Here is a 15106-nt window from a genome sequence, read left to right as displayed (position 1 = left end):
TATATTCATATTTATATTCATATTTATATTTTAAAAAACCGGTTATTCTAAAATATGATTGATTATTTCCCTGGCAATTAATCTTTTTTTCGCCTTTGGCACTTTTTTAATTATGCCATCCCTGTCTATAATAACAATTTCATTATAATCGCTTTCAAAACCTATATCATCTCTGGATATATCGTTAAGAATAATAAAATCTATATTTTTTTTATTTATTTTTTCCATGGCATTTGCAATATCCTGCGAACTTTCAGCAGCAAATCCAACTATTGTCTGATTCTTTTTTTTCCTTTCTGAAATAATTTCAAGTATATTCTCATTTTCTATAAATCTGAGATTTTCAAAAAGTTCATCCTTCTTTTTCAGCTTGTGTTCAAATCTTTTTTGTGGAATTACATCAGAAACTGCAGCTGTCATTATTATGATATCTGAATCATCAAAATTCTTCAGAACCATTTCTTTCATTTCCGATGTATTATCCACCATTATGGTTCTGCCTTTGAATATTCCGGGAGAATTCCTGGCAGCAGTAATCAGAACAACTTCCCGCGCACCCCTGAAAACTGCTTCCATTGCTATTTCATATCCCATCTTGCCGCTTGAATAATTTGATATATATCTGACTGAATCCACATTTTCCCTGGTTCCCCCCGCTGTTACCAGTACCTTTCTGCCTTTCAAATCATTGTTTAAAAAAATCAGATTTTCCATATCTTTAATTATTATATCCTCATCCTGCATTCTTCCCGTACCTTCAGTGCCGCAGGCAAGCTTTCCTTTTCCGGGACCTGTAAAAAAATATCTTCCGTATTGTCTAAGTTTTTCAACATTGTCCTGAATTACAGGATTCAGCCACATGTTTTCATTCATTGCAGGTGCAATAAGTACAGGGCAGTCTGAAGACACAACGGATGTAGTTAAAAAATTATCACATATTCCACTTGCTATCCTGGAGATGGTATTGGCGCTTGCAGGCGCAATAAGTATGATATCACAGCTTTGCGAAAGACTTATATGATATACTTTCTCATGATTGTCAAACATGTCAATAACTGTCTTATGCCCGCTCAGAGCGCTTAAGGTAACAGGATTAATGAATTTTTCCGCACTGGGCGTCATTACACAGAAAACATCTGAACCTTTTTTTTTAAGCATGGAGCAAATGCCGGCTGCTTTATAAGCTGCTATTCCTCCGGTAATTCCGAGAAGGATCTTCTTGCCCGAAAAAGGCTCAAAAGCTTTTTTATTTGATTCCATCTTTTACTCTTATGTAGCTGATTTTTTTCTCTTTTACTTCATTAAATGCTATTTCAAGCGGATCAGTTACTTCAGTTTCAAGAAGGGGGCTGATTATATTTGTTCTTTCCATATTTCTTTTTGCATGAAAATAATCAGCAAGCTCTCTTGATCTTTTAGCTATAATTATACAAAGCGTATATTTGCTATCAACTGATTCCAGTAATGTATCAACATTCGGTATGCTCATCAAACTCTCCCTCTGCTTTTGAAATTAAGACGTATTTCAAATTTTTTAAAGCTTCATTATAGTTATTATTGACTATTATGCAATCATAATGTTTCTCATACATTAATTCTTCTTTTGCTTTTTTAAGTCTTTCCTCAATGCTTTTTATATTTTCAGTCTGTCTTCTCTTCAGTCTTTTCTCAAGCTGGAAAAAGTCAGACGTTGTTATAAAAATCAGGTATGCATCCTTTATTGTCTTTTTAACCTGCATGGCTCCGTTCACATCAATTACAAGGATCAGATTCTTTCCTTTTTCAATACTGTCCATAACAGTTTTTTTGAGAGTGCCGTAATAATTGCCGCAGTAGTCTGCCCATTCGATCAGTTCATCTTTGTTTATAAGATCTTTAAAATCTGCCTCGCTTATAAAGCAGTAATGCCTGCCTTCAATTTCACCTTCTCTTATGGCTCTCGTTGTAACAGATATGGATTTATCAAAATTCTTGAGTTCTGCAAGTGCATCTTTTACAAGCGAACTCTTTCCGACTCCTGAAGGCCCGGAGACAACAAATAGCTTTCCTTTTTTTGTTTTTTTCATTGTATTTAAAAAAAATAATGTAGTATTAAATAACGGTATTATAAAACAACCATATCTCAGGTTCCGGAATTTATTTCCTGAAAATAATCGAGAAGTCTGGATTTCTGCCTGTGGCCAAGACCGCCGAGTTTTTTCCTTGGACTTATTTTTAGTTCATTTAAAATCCTGCTCACTCTTATATCGCCAAAACCGGGAAGCGACCTTATCAGATCTGATACTCTCATGTCTTTTGCCACCATAAAATACATGCTTTTTTCTTCAAGCAATTCCAGTAGCTTGACCTTGCAAGACTTTAATAATTTTTTTATCTCGGATCTTTTTTTTCTGATTTCCCTGGCACTTTTCAGTGCAGATCTTTTTTCTTCATCAGACAGGAAAGGTACTGACATATATCCTCTTAAATATTTTTTTCTTAAATATTTTTTTTGAAACCCTAATTATTTTTTACTGCCTGGATAATTCAACTCTATATTATTTCTGCATAAAGGACAATCCGAAGGATCATATTTTTCTATATCGAATTTAATCAGATAATAATAAGGTATTTCCCCGAAACTTGCATTTTCCGATCTGTTCACAATTGACACAACTGCTTTTATATTTGCTTTTTTTTCATTGCATATATTAATTATTTCTTTTACAGAGCCGCCGGTGGTAATAACATCTTCAGCAATTATGATATTTTCTCCCTCGCTTATCTCAAATCCTCTTCTCAGTTCCATCCTGTCAGTTTTTCTTTCTGCAAAAATCATCTTTTTACCCATAACATAAGCAGCCATAAAACCAAATAATATGCCTCCTATTGCAGGCGATATTATTGTGTTGGCGCTCTCAGAAATACTTTTTCCAATTATTCCGGGTATTTCCTGAGCCACTTTATAAGTTTTTTCAGGATACTGCAGAAGCTTTGCGCATTGAAGATAGTGCCGGCTGTGAAAACCAGAGGTCAGCTTAAAATGACCTTCCATAATAGCCCCTGTTTCTTTTAATATGGTCAGGAGATCTGATTTCGTATTTTGCTGTACTATTTTGATCATTTCCTAGTTTCCCTCCATTCTGTCCAGATAATTTTTTACTGTTCCTATTTTATCAGCGCTTTTTATTATTGGTCTGCCTACTATTATAAAATCGGCTCCGTTCTCTATTGCTTTCTCAGGAGTATTGAATCTTTTCTGATCACCTGCATCATCTTCCGGAAGTCTTATGCCGGGTGTGGCTATAAGAAAATTGTTCCCGAAAGATTCTCTTAGCATTGAAACTTCATTGGGCGAACATATTATACCGTCAATTTTACTTTTTATTGCAGTACCGGCAAGATTTTTCACAACATTTGCATAATTTGTTGAAAATCCAAATGCATTCAAATCAGAATCATCAAGACTTGTCAGAACAGTCACACCGAAAAGCAGGGGCGGCACCTGATTATTTTTATCTGAATTGCTGACAAGTTCTTCCTTTGCCCTGAGGAGCATGCCTGAACCTCCAAAAGCATGTATTGTAATCATATTTACTCCGAGTTTTGAAATCCCCCTCAAAGCTCCTGCTATCGTATTCGGTATATCCATTAGCTTGGCGTCAAGCAGCACTTTATAGCCGCAGCCGGTGACCGTTTTTATTATTTCCGTCCCTTCATTATATATAAGCTCCAGGCCTATTTTTATGGTAGATATTGAATTTTCAAGTTCTCTGAGTATGGAAAGTACTTCATTTTTTGCAGGTACATCCATGCTGAGTATAAGCCTGTCTTTTGTTTTTAAATTTTTCCTGATATTCTCCGCGCTTACGGAATCATAATTTTCCAACTCACTGCCCTGCTTTCACCTTACCGGTTAAATCACTTATATTTTTTAAATTTCTTTTTGAAATAAAATCAATCAGTCCGTTCAGGACATTTACTGCGGCATCATATTCTACAAAATTTACAGTGCCAAGCCCGACCGCACTTGCACCTGCAAGCATGAATTCAACTGCATCCTGCCAGTTAAATATTCCGCCCATACCTATTATGGGAAGAATGCTTGCTTTATAAAGAGAAAATATTTTTGCAAGCGCAACCGGTTTTATTGCAGGTCCGGAAAGCCCTCCTATCACATTTCCCAGTTTGGGTTTGAAAGTATCAATATCAATCGCCATCCCTATCAGTGTATTTATAAGAGAAACACATGTGGCGCCTCCGTTTTTAGCCCTTTTTGCAATTTCTGACAGATTATCATTATTGGGGCTTAGTTTGACTATAACAGGTATATTGAGAGTTTTTCTGACAACCGCAGTCACCTCTTCAACAGAATCAGGAATGGAACCAAGAGTTATGCCGCCTTTGTTTACATTGGGACAGGACAGATTCAGTTCTACTGCAATCAATTCATGCTCTATTTTTATTATTTTTGAAGCGATTTCAGCAAATTCTGAACTGCTTGTGCCCAGAATACTTAAAATAGTACTGATTTTTAATTCCCTGATAATTGGAAGCTGTTCATTTATAAAATAATCAATCCCTTCATTCTGCAGGCCTATTGAATTTAAAAGTCCTGACGGAGTTTCGCATAGCCTTGGCGGTCTGTTGCCTTCCATGGGTTTTAGCGAAAAGCTTTTGGTTGTGACAGCTCCGAGAATCTGTGTTTCATAGATCTCATTGTATTCTATGCCGCTGGCAAAAGTGCCTGAACACATGATTACCGGATTTTTTAAAAATATATCCCCTATTCTTACTGCAAGTCTCTGATCGTTAAAATTACTCAAAAACTACCTCCCCCAAATTAAAAAGAGGCCCGTCTTTACATACAGTCTTATAGACATAATTATTGTTTTTATCCAATGTTTTCACTACACACCCCTTGCACACTCCTATGCCGCAGGCCATTATTTCTTCAAACAGAGCGTAGGCTTTATCTTCAATATTGTTTCCTGCAAATATTTCTTTCAGGGTTTTAAACATTGCTGAAGGTCCACAACAATATATTGTATAATCTCTGTAGTCGTTTATATTTTCACTTATGAAATCAGTTATGATACCTCTTGCCCCATGTGTTCCATCCTCGGAACAGAAATGATAACTTATTTTTAAAGTCTGGACTGTTTTTTCAAAAAAAAGAAACCTGTTGTCCTTAAATCCTGTTGCCAGAAAAACATTATTCTTTTTAAGATTCAGATATTTTGCAAGATAATAAAGAGGTGCTACACCTATGCCGCCGCCTATAAGAAGATATTTTTTATTACTGTTTTCATCCGTCCTGATTCCATTGCCAAGCGGACCTATGAAATCAATTACATCACCGGGTTCAAGAGATTTTAAATAATGCGTTCCTTTGCCTTTCAGCAAATAAAGAATTGAAAAAACCTTAAAATCTTCCTCCAGATCATATATGCTGAAAGGCCTTCTGAGCAGCGGGTCGTAAACTCCGCTTTTGGAACATCTTATATTTACAAATTGTCCAGGAAGGCAGTTCTTTGCCATATAAGGTGAAAAAACAGTCATTTTATACAAATCCCTGCCTACTTTTTCATTTGAAATTATCTCGCCTTTTAATGTTTTCATTAATAATCCTGTATTGCTTTTACATTTATGTTTGAATTTATTTTCAATTCATATATTCCCTGTATTGCTGCACTGGCTCCTGAAATTGTTGTAATGCACGGAATATTAAGCAATGAAGCAGCAGTCCTTAAATAATAACCGTCGCTTCTTGCTTCACCTCCCTCGGGCGTATTTATTATAAGATCTATTTCACCATTCTTTAAAAGATCCAGAACATTAGGCCTTCCTTCCCTGATTTTCAGCACTTTATCGCACTTAATGCCCAATTTCTCAAGAAATTCTCCTGTGCCCTTTGTTGTAATTACATTGAAGCCGAGATTTGCAATTTTTTTTGCAAGAGAAGCGATGTCGTTTTTATCCTTGTCTCTGACACTGAAAAAAATAGTTCCTGACTGAGGAAATTTCTGGTTTACTGCAAGCTGTGATTTCGCAAATGCCACACCAAAATTCCTGTCTATGCCCATTACCTCCCCTGTTGATTTCATTTCCGGACCCAGTATTATATCAGTTCCGGGAAAACGGCTGAAAGGAAGCACTGCTTCCTTGATGCTGAAATAGTTAAGCTTGTTTGAATCCACTCTTTTAAAATCAATATCCTTCAGTTTTTTACCGCTCATCACTAATGCGGCTATTTTTGCAAGAGGCACTTTTATTGATTTGCTGACAAAAGGCACCGTTCTTGATGCCCTCGGATTAGCCTCAAGTACATAAACAACTGAATTCTTTACAGCATATTGAATATTTATAAGCCCTATAACATTTAAAGCTTTTGCTATATCAAAAGTATATTTTTTTATAATATCAATTATGCTTCCACTTAAAACAAAGGGAGGCATGACACAGGCGCTGTCTCCTGAATGTATGCCTGCTTCTTCAATATGTTCCATTATTCCACCAATATAGATTTCTTCACCATCAAATATTGCGTCCACATCTACTTCTGTCGCCTGCTCAAGAAATTTATCTATAAGCACAGGGAAACCGGGGGAAACCTTAAATGCATTTTCAACATAATTCACAAGATTCTCTTCATTATACACAATTACCATTGCCCTGCCTCCAAGCACGTATGAAGGCCTTACAAGAAGAGGATAGCCTATTTTATCTGCAGTCAGTTTTGCTTCATCTATGGTAAGAGCTGTTCCGTTTTCAGGTTGAGGTATTTTGAGAGAATTTAAAATATTTCCGAATCTCTTCCTGTCTTCCGCAATATCTATATTGTCAGGCGATGTTCCGAGTATGTTCACACCTGCCTCCTGCAACCTCATTGCCAGTTTCAGAGGCGTCTGTCCGCCGAACTGTACTATTACACCAAAAGGTTTTTCATCTTCAATCACATTCATTACATCTTCAAAAGTAAGAGGTTCAAAATAAAGCCTGTCTGAGGTATCATAATCTGTACTTACAGTTTCAGGATTGCAGTTAATCATTATTGTTTCAAACCCCTCATCCCTTAAAGCAAAAGATGCATGAACGCAACAGTAATCAAATTCAATTCCCTGCCCAATCCTGTTTGGACCACTGCCAAGAATGACTACTTTCTTTTTTGAAGAACCGGCATTCTCGTTTTCATTTTCATATGTGGAATAATAATACGGAGTATATGCTTCAAATTCAGCTGCACAGGTATCGACCGTTTTAAATACAGCTTTAATTTTGTTTTTCTTCCTAAAATCTCTTATATCATTTTCACTGCATTTCAACAGGTAGGCAAGCTGCATGTCTGAATAGCCGAGCTTCTTTGCTTCCCTGATTTCGGCCTCTGAAGTATTTTCTATTTTTTTATCTTTAAATTTTTTTTCAAAGTCAACAAGCTGTCTGATGTTTTCAAGAAACCATGGATCTATTTTTGTATAATTAAAAATATTTTCAATTGTTTCGCCTTTTTCAAGAGAATGTTTTATGTAAAAGAGTCTGTCCTGGTTGGGAGTTGCAAGCATCTGGCTTGTATTTTCTTCTATTATATTATCTCTCCCGTCACAACCCAGTCCGTATCTGTCTATTTCAAGAGATCTTATCGATTTCTGCAAAGCTTCCTTAAATGTTCTCCCTATTGCCATGGATTCACCCACGGATTTCATTCTTGTTGTAAGAGAGACATCTGTATTCGGGAATTTCTCAAAAGACCATCTCGGAAACTTGACAACAACATAATCAATTGAAGGTTCGCAGCACGCCGGGGTTTTTTTGGTTATATCATTAGGTATTTCGTCAAGAGTATACCCGATTGCAAGTTTTGTAGATATTTTTGCAATTGGAAATCCCGTAGCTTTTGATGCCAGTGCGCTGCTTCTTGAAACTCTTGGATTCATTTCAATTACCGCCAGTTTTCCGTTTTCGGGATTGATGGCAAACTGAATATTTGAACCACCGGTTTCAACTCCGATTTCCCTTATTATTTTCAGGCCTGCATTTCTTATTATCTGATATTCATAATTTGTCAGAGTCTGCGCCGGCGCAACAGTTATGCTGTCTCCCGTATGGACTCCCATAGGGTCAAAATTCTCAATTGAGCATACGATTACGACATTATCGTTTTTATCTTTCACAACCTCAAGTTCAAATTCCTTCCAGCCCGCAACAGATTTCTCTATAAGAACCTGACTTACAGGGGAAAGGTCAAGACCGCGGGTAACAGTATCTATAAATTCTTCCTTGTTAAATGCAACACCTCCGCCAAGACCGCCAAGAGTAAAGCTCGGCCTTACGACAAGAGGATATTTCAGCCTGTCTGCTATTTTCAATGCATCAGACAAATTGCTTATATAGCCGCTGGGAGGCACATATAAATCAATTTTTTTCATTACTTCTTTAAAAAGTTCTCTGTCTTCTGCTTTATTTATAACATCCACGCTTGCACCGATAAGCTCTACTCCGTATTTTTCAAGCACACCCATTTTGTCAAGACTAACGGCTATATTTAATCCGGTCTGGCCTCCCATTGTCGGAAGAAGCGCATCCGGTCTTTCAATTTTTATTATTTTTTCAACAAATTCCGGGATCAGCGGTTCAATATAAGTTTTATCTGAAAATTCAGGATCAGTCATGATTGTTGCAGGGTTGCTGTTTACAAGAACGACCTTATAGCCTTCTTCCCTGAGAATTTTACATGCCTGTGTCCCAGAATAATCAAATTCGCTTGCCTGCCCGATTATTATAGGCCCTGAACCTATAATCATTATTTTTTTTAGGTCTTTTCTTTTTGGCATATTTTCTTTACTGTCTGACTGTTATCTGTTACTTATTTATGACTTTAATTTAAAATTATTTATCATCCTTATAAAATCATCAAATAGATATTTTGAATCATCCGGACCAGGTTTTGCTTCAGGATGATACTGTACTGAAAAAGCATTCAGATCCTTATAGCTTATCCCTTCAACAGTGTTATCATTGAGATTTATATGGGTAACTTCAAAATCAGTATTCCGGATATTTTTCAGGGACTGCATTTCTACATTGAAACCATGATTCTGGACAGTTATTTCAACTCTGCCGGTACGAATATTCTTTACAGGATAGTTGCTGCCATGATGTCCGGATTTTAGTTTGAATGTCTTTGCGCCCAAAGCAATTGCCAGCAGCTGGTGACCCAGACAAATACCGAATAATGGTTTTTTGTTCAGTACTTTTTTTATCTCGGGTATTGCATATCCGACAGCGCCCGGATCACCGGGACCGTTTGACAGGAATATTCCGTCAGGATTTTCATTTAAAATTTCTTCAGCAGTTGCATCCGGTGGAACTACTTTTATTCTCAGGCCTGCGTCTGACATGCATTTCAATATACTTGTTTTAATCCCAAAATCTACTGCAATTACATAAAATTTAGGATTTTTAATGTTTTTATTATAAATATATGCTTTTTTGCAGGACGCCTTTCCCGTAAGATCTCTGCCTGTAAGACCGGGATAATTTTCAAGCCTTGAAATCAGATAGTCTTTGTCAGAATTATCTGTAGATATAATTCCCTTCATTGCACCTTTTATTCTTATATGTCTTGTAAGTTCGCGCGTATCAATATCATAAAGCCCTATTATCCCGCTTTTTTTTAAATAGCTGTCAAGACTATCGGTTGCCCTGTGGTTGCTGTAGAAATCAAGATATTCCTTTACTACAAGTCCATGGATCTGAATTTTATCAGACTCGGTATCTTTTTTATTTACACCATAATTTCCTATCTGCGGATAAGTCATTGCAACTATATGCTCACAGTATGAAGGATCGGTAAGGATTTCCTGATAGCCTGTCATTGATGTATTAAAAACAACCTCACCTATTGTCTCTCCTTCTGCGCCAAAACTTTTTCCTGCAAAATTTTTTCCGTCTTCAAGAACAAGTAAAGCTTTCAAGAAAAATCTTCTCCCTGGGATTTTTTTGTATTTATGAACCTCAGACAACCGTTTACTATTGTATACATAATTTCCCCATAAAGGTTTTCATCCAAAAAAGCACTGTTTTTGCTTTTTGAAAAAATCATTTCCTTTGTATATTTTTCAATACAGTCCGTATCTACAATGCTTATATTGGCTTTAAGACCTGTTTTTATAGTATTTTCCATGGCGCCAATTATTTTTGCAGGTGCAGATGAAATGAGGCCTATGATTTTTTCAAGTCCGATTCCCTCAGTCTTGTAAAGTCCGGTTATGCAGGCTTTAAATAATGTCTCAAGACCCAGGGAACCGAATGCCGCTTCATTAAAGCTGACATTTTTCTCCGCTTCAATATGGGGAGCATGATCACTGGCAATTGCATCTATGGTCCCGTCTTTTATGCCTTCAATTATGCTTTTTCTGTCATTCTCGCTTCTAATCGGAGGGTTTACTTTGAAATTCGTATTAAAATCTTTTATACATTCATCATTAAAGAAAAAATGTTCAGGAGTAACATCACAGGTAACTCTGATACCATCTTTTTTTGCCATTCTGACATATTCAACAGAAGAAGCGCTGCTTAAATGGGTAAAGTGTATTCTTGCACCGGTTTTTTTTGCCAGGATAAGATCCCTTGCTATCATGATGTCCTCGCTAAGACTTGAAATGCCCTCCAGTCCTTTTGCTGCCGAGAAATATCCTTCGTGTACAACACCATTTTCAGAAAAACTGTAATCTTCCTCGTGGAGTATAAGCAGCACGTCCATCTCCGCAGCATACTTCATAATTTCATACATGAGCCTGGAATTCTGAATTCCTTTTCCGTCATCTGAAAAAGCTGCAGCCCCTGCTTCTTTCAGAAGACCGAATTCCGTAATACTCTCCCCTTCAAGATTTCTGGTTATTGCCGCTACAGGAAAAATATTATAGTCATGAGCATGTGAACTCATCTTAAGATATTTTATAAGAAAGGGTGTGTCTATAACCGGATTTGTGTTAGGCATGCATGCAAGCGAAGTTATTCCGCCTCTGATTGCCGAATTTATACCACTTTCCATATCTTCTTCATCTTCCCTGCCGGGCTCCCTTAAATGAACATGCATGTCAAAAAAGCCCGGGCATACAGTCAGACCGTCCGCATCAATAATTTTAAAAATACTTTTGTTAAAATCGCCAGCGGTAATATTTTCTGAAATCCTGCTTATCGTGCCGTCTTCCACAACTATGTCCGATTTGAATATCTTCCCGGTTTCACTACTAAGTACACTTCCGTTTATTATCAGTAAATTGTTTGTTTTTTTGTTTTCTTTTCCTGTACTCATAATTTTTTTGAATCATAAAATATATTTTTATTGATTACTTAACAGGTAATGCAGAAGAGCCATCCTGACTGCAACACCATTTTCAACCTGTTCACTTATTTTTATTCTTTCATGATGGTCATCTTCCATATCAAGGATTCTGCCGTCAATCTCGATTCCGCGGTTTACAGGTCCCGGATGCATAAGGAGAGCTCCTTTTTTCATCCTGCCGAATCTTTGTAAATTCATACTGAAAAATCTATTGTACTCCCTGACAGACGGATAGAACTTTTTATTCTGTCTTTCAAACTGCATTCTCAACATGTATATTACATCATACTGTTCGACTATATCATCAATACAATTAAAATTTACGGTATTAAAATAGCCCATATCTTCAGGCAGCAGCATTGAAGGTGAAACAGTAGATACGTCAAAATCCATCTTTTTAAAAAGGAGCATATCGGATCTGGCAACTCTGCTGTTAAGTATATCGCCTACTATTGCAATTTTTATTTTCTCCAGGCTTTTAAAATGATTATATATGGTGAAGAGGTCAAGCAAGGCCTGTGTCGGATGGGCATGTTTTCCATCTCCTGCATTGATGACGGGAATATTTATATTTTCAGAAATATATTTTACAAAACCGCTATCCTTATGCCGGATTACTGCAAGATCTGCTTTCATTGCCAGTATGGTTCTTATTGTATCAAGTTCTGTCTCTCCTTTTTTCAGGCTGCTTGAAGAAGGTGAAAAATTTAAAACATCGGCTGACAATCTTTTTGCTGCAAGCTCAAAAGATGTTCTTGTCCTTGTACTGGGTTCATAAAAAATATTAACAATTGTTTTGCCTCTCAGCGCAGGCACTTTCTTCAAATCCCTTTCAAGCACTTCCTTAAAATAACCGGTACTTTCAATGATCTTCAGGATCTGTGTTTTGTTTAATTCATCTATGTCTAAAATATTTCTCAAAATAATAAATTTATAAAAAGCTTAAATAATTTTATTTAATTATTAATAACAAGATAAATGTCTAAATCCAGCATATGCTGACTTTATCTTCTCCTTCAATCTCCCTGAACTTGACTTCAATATATTCATTAAGGGATGTAGGGAGATTTTTCCCCACATAATCAGCTCTTATTGGAAGCTCTCTGTGCCCTCTGTCGATTAATACAACAAGCTGTATCGATTTTGGCCTTCCGAAATCCATTATTGCATCCAGGGCAGCTCTTATCGTTCTTCCCGTAAACAACACATCATCCACAAGTATTATGTCTTTGTCCTTAATTTCAAACGGTATGTCTGTAATGTTAAAATCAGTTTTAATTTTTTCATCAATATCATCCCTGTAAAAAGAGATATCCAGTTTGCCAAAACTAATCTCGGTTTTTTCCAGATTTTCAATATGATCCTTTATTCTTTCAGCCAGAGGTATTCCTTTTTTCTGAATACCAAGAAAAATCAGGTTCCTGCTTCCTTTGTTTCTTTCGATTATTTCATGGGCAATTCTTTTAACAATTCTGTCCATATCGCCTTCATTTAATACTGTTGCTTTTTCTCTCATAATTTTTTTAAAGAATATAGTTTTATGACAAAAAAATGCCTTTTTACTATTTAATAGTAGAAAGGCATTTATAAATATTTTTAAAGAAATTTATTTTCATTTTTAAGCCCTTTTAGTCTCTCCGGACTATTTTAAAGGTTATATTATTTTATCAATAGGTAATATAATAAATTTTCTGGTATATTACAATAAAAATAATAAAATTTTCATGCCGGTCTGAATATGTCTGTTGCCAGAAAACAGGGACATTAAAATTTTTTAATATTTTAATAATCCTTTAATTTAACAACATATAATTATATTGACATTTAACATTGATGTACTAAAATTTGATTTTAGCTTAAAACTTAAAATGTTTTACTTTAAAGTTAATAGCCATATAAAATAATTATTGTAAAAAAAGGAGTTTTAAAAAAGTGGGTATCAAATCATTAAAAATCAGAAGATCATTATTGTTTTTTTCTTTGTTATTTGTTCTTTGCTCAATGCTGATTGTTCCGGGCACTCTTCTTGCAGAGGAAACTGAAGAGACCACTACAACCACACAGGTAGAAGAGAGTATTGCTTTTGATATCACCTATCCTGAAATTAAAGCAAAAGACGGTTCTCAGTTTACTTTTAAAGCTGACCTTAATTTTGTCGGAGAAGAAGAAACGACTTTTAATGTTGCAGCTGAAGCTCCCCAGGGATGGTATGTATCCATACAGCCTTCATATGAAGCTGTCGACATATCTGCGGTAAAAGTTAAGCCCGGCTCGAAAGAAAGCCTTAAATTTGTTGCAATCCCCCTTACCACTCAGGAACCGGGAGATTACATTATCAAGATAAAAGCATCAAATGACGAACTTAGCGCAGAAGCTGAATTAAAAGCTGTGATAACAGCGACTTATGAGCTTAACTTTACTCCTGCAAATGGCATGTTCAATACCAAAGTTACATCAGGGAAAGACAATCATTTTGCACTGCAGCTAAAAAATAACGGCTCTGCGGCAATTGAAAAAATCACATTTACTTCCAGCGGACCTGAAGGCTGGAAAATAAAATATAATCCGGCCGACATAGAATCTCTTGATGCCGGCAAAACACAGGATATCGATCTTTCAATAACACCTCCGGATAAAACAATCGCCGGAGATTATATGATTACTTTGAATGTAAACAGTGAAAATAGTACAGACAAAATAGAATTAAGAGTAACTGTTCAGACTCCCACCATATGGGGATGGGTTGGCATCGGGATAATAGCAGTTGTAATAATCGGAATCGGATTCATATTTACAAAACTTGGAAGAAGATAATTATCAAACTATAACTAAATTTAACATATGGAAAATTACATAATCAATACTAAAAAATTAACTAAAAAGTATGGCGCAAAAACAGCAGTAGACAGCCTTGATCTTAATATTGACAGAGGATCGATTTACGGATTGCTGGGTCCCAACGGTGCAGGCAAATCCACTATCATATTAATGATACTGGGCCTGACGGAACCTACTGATGGTTTTATTTCGGTTGCCGGTTTTAATCCTATAAAAGAACCGCTGAAAATAAAAAGAATTACAGGATATCTTCCTGAAAAAGTAGGGTTCTATGAAGATATGAATGCATTTCAGAATCTTGAATATACAGGACAGTTAAATGGCATACCGTCAAAAGAACTTGCATTAAAAATCGAAGAGAGCCTGGAAATCGTCGGACTTGAAAATGACAGAAAAAAAATTGTCAAATACTTTTCGAAAGGCATGAAACAAAGGCTGGGTATAGCAGATGTACTTATCAAAGACCCCCAGCTTGTTATTTTTGATGAGCCTACCGAGGGACTGGACGTAGAAGTGGCAAATCAGATACTTGAAACAATAAAAGAACTTAACAAAAGCAAACAGATTACTTTCCTGATTTCATCCCATCAGTTGAATCTTGTGCAGAGAATATGCGACAAGGTAGGGATAATGTCAAATGGCAAACTCATCGGTGAAGGTAATGTCAAGGAACTGAGCAACAACATCTTTGGCGGCAACAAATACCAGATAGAGGTAGAGATAATCGGAGACATCGGGACAGCATCAGAAAAAATAAAGAATCTGAAAGGCATAAAAACTGTTTCCGCAACTGAAAATTCTTTATTGATTGGAACTGATGAAGACATGAGACAAGAAATTTCAAAAGCGATAACATCTTTGGATAATGTAATACTTACAAAAATGAATATAAAAGACTTTTCGCTTGAAGATATATACTTAAATTATTTTAAAGAGGTATAG

At 36.1% G+C, this 15106-nt stretch carries 15 protein-coding genes; 2 read left to right on the top strand and 13 right to left on the bottom strand.

Features of this window, described 5'->3' with window-relative positions:
* Positions 1-42: 42 nt before the first annotated feature.
* The 13 genes from coaBC to pyrR are packed head-to-tail and all read right to left on the bottom strand — an operon-like array spanning position 43 to position 12842.
* Positions 43-1260, bottom strand: coding sequence for a bifunctional phosphopantothenoylcysteine decarboxylase/phosphopantothenate--cysteine ligase CoaBC (gene coaBC / locus GXZ93_00580; GenBank protein ID HHT78291.1), 1218 nt, complete (start codon positions 1258-1260; stop codon positions 43-45).
* Positions 1247-1489 carry a DNA-directed RNA polymerase subunit omega gene (rpoZ, locus tag GXZ93_00575; protein ID HHT78290.1) on the bottom strand — a complete coding sequence of 81 codons (243 nt, stop codon included), beginning with the start codon at positions 1487-1489 and terminating at the stop codon, positions 1247-1249. The genes coaBC and rpoZ overlap by 14 nt, the downstream gene beginning before the upstream one ends.
* Positions 1470-2066, bottom strand: coding sequence for a guanylate kinase (gene gmk, locus GXZ93_00570; GenBank protein HHT78289.1), 597 nt, complete (start codon positions 2064-2066; stop codon positions 1470-1472). The genes rpoZ and gmk overlap by 20 nt, the downstream gene beginning before the upstream one ends.
* A gap of 56 nt (positions 2067-2122) precedes the next feature.
* Positions 2123-2455 carry an integration host factor gene (locus tag GXZ93_00565; GenBank protein ID HHT78288.1) on the bottom strand — a complete coding sequence of 111 codons (333 nt, stop codon included), beginning with the start codon at positions 2453-2455 and terminating at the stop codon, positions 2123-2125.
* Positions 2456-2503: 48 nt separating this feature from the next.
* Complete coding sequence (locus GXZ93_00560) at positions 2504-3103, bottom strand: orotate phosphoribosyltransferase (GenBank protein ID HHT78287.1); 600 nt, start codon at positions 3101-3103, stop codon at positions 2504-2506.
* A gap of 3 nt (positions 3104-3106) precedes the next feature.
* Positions 3107-3868 (bottom strand): orotidine-5'-phosphate decarboxylase, encoded by a 762-nt coding sequence (gene pyrF, locus GXZ93_00555; GenBank protein HHT78286.1) that lies wholly within the window; start codon positions 3866-3868, stop codon positions 3107-3109.
* A 1-nt stretch (position 3869) separates the two neighbouring features.
* Positions 3870-4805, bottom strand: coding sequence for a dihydroorotate dehydrogenase (locus GXZ93_00550; protein ID HHT78285.1), 936 nt, complete (start codon positions 4803-4805; stop codon positions 3870-3872).
* Positions 4798-5601, bottom strand: a complete 804-nt coding sequence (locus GXZ93_00545; GenBank protein ID HHT78284.1) for a dihydroorotate dehydrogenase electron transfer subunit — start codon at positions 5599-5601, stop codon at positions 4798-4800. Before GXZ93_00545 ends, GXZ93_00550 begins: the two co-directional genes overlap by 8 nt.
* On the bottom strand, positions 5601-8810 hold the full coding sequence (gene carB, locus GXZ93_00540) for a carbamoyl-phosphate synthase large subunit (protein HHT78283.1): 3210 nt from the start codon (positions 8808-8810) through the stop codon (positions 5601-5603). The genes GXZ93_00545 and carB overlap by 1 nt, the downstream gene beginning before the upstream one ends.
* A gap of 36 nt (positions 8811-8846) precedes the next feature.
* Entirely contained in the window at positions 8847-9953 is a 1107-nt protein-coding gene (gene carA, locus GXZ93_00535; protein ID HHT78282.1) for a glutamine-hydrolyzing carbamoyl-phosphate synthase small subunit, read from the bottom strand.
* Entirely contained in the window at positions 9950-11296 is a 1347-nt protein-coding gene (locus GXZ93_00530; protein ID HHT78281.1) for a dihydroorotase, read from the bottom strand. The genes carA and GXZ93_00530 overlap by 4 nt, the downstream gene beginning before the upstream one ends.
* 27 nt (positions 11297-11323) lie before the next feature.
* Complete coding sequence (locus GXZ93_00525) at positions 11324-12253, bottom strand: aspartate carbamoyltransferase catalytic subunit (GenBank protein HHT78280.1); 930 nt, start codon at positions 12251-12253, stop codon at positions 11324-11326.
* 55 nt (positions 12254-12308) lie between these two features.
* The gene (gene pyrR, locus GXZ93_00520; protein HHT78279.1) at positions 12309-12842 is read right to left on the bottom strand and encodes a bifunctional pyr operon transcriptional regulator/uracil phosphoribosyltransferase PyrR; all 534 of its coding nucleotides are present in this window, start codon (positions 12840-12842) and stop codon (positions 12309-12311) included.
* A gap of 416 nt (positions 12843-13258) precedes the next feature.
* Between pyrR and GXZ93_00515 the strand changes: the two genes are divergently transcribed.
* Together GXZ93_00515 and GXZ93_00510 are read left to right on the top strand one after the other, a co-directional pair.
* Positions 13259-14140: a hypothetical protein gene (locus GXZ93_00515; GenBank protein HHT78278.1), complete on the top strand. Its 882-nt coding sequence runs from the start codon at positions 13259-13261 to the stop codon at positions 14138-14140.
* Positions 14141-14167: 27 nt separating this feature from the next.
* Positions 14168-15106 carry an ABC transporter ATP-binding protein gene (locus tag GXZ93_00510; protein HHT78277.1) on the top strand — a complete coding sequence of 313 codons (939 nt, stop codon included), beginning with the start codon at positions 14168-14170 and terminating at the stop codon, positions 15104-15106.

This window comes from Actinomycetota bacterium, assembly GCA_012837825.1.
Classification (GTDB): domain Bacteria; phylum Actinomycetota; class Humimicrobiia; order Humimicrobiales; family Humimicrobiaceae; genus Humimicrobium.
This window is presented reverse-complemented; position numbering and strand designations above follow the sequence as displayed.

Coding starts and splice junctions, on each gene's coding strand:
- GXZ93_00530 (HHT78281.1), bottom strand. CDS start 11,296: ATGAGTACAGGAAAAGAAAACAAAAAAACAAACAATTTACTGATAATA.
- gmk (HHT78289.1), bottom strand. CDS start 2,066: ATGAAAAAAACAAAAAAAGGAAAGCTATTTGTTGTCTCCGGGCCTTCA.
- GXZ93_00545 (HHT78284.1), bottom strand. CDS start 5,601: ATGAAAACATTAAAAGGCGAGATAATTTCAAATGAAAAAGTAGGCAGG.
- GXZ93_00510 (HHT78277.1), top strand. CDS start 14,168: ATGGAAAATTACATAATCAATACTAAAAAATTAACTAAAAAGTATGGC.
- GXZ93_00565 (HHT78288.1), bottom strand. CDS start 2,455: ATGTCAGTACCTTTCCTGTCTGATGAAGAAAAAAGATCTGCACTGAAA.
- pyrR (HHT78279.1), bottom strand. CDS start 12,842: ATGAGAGAAAAAGCAACAGTATTAAATGAAGGCGATATGGACAGAATT.
- coaBC (HHT78291.1), bottom strand. CDS start 1,260: ATGGAATCAAATAAAAAAGCTTTTGAGCCTTTTTCGGGCAAGAAGATC.
- GXZ93_00560 (HHT78287.1), bottom strand. CDS start 3,103: ATGATCAAAATAGTACAGCAAAATACGAAATCAGATCTCCTGACCATA.
- carB (HHT78283.1), bottom strand. CDS start 8,810: ATGCCAAAAAGAAAAGACCTAAAAAAAATAATGATTATAGGTTCAGGG.
- rpoZ (HHT78290.1), bottom strand. CDS start 1,489: ATGAGCATACCGAATGTTGATACATTACTGGAATCAGTTGATAGCAAA.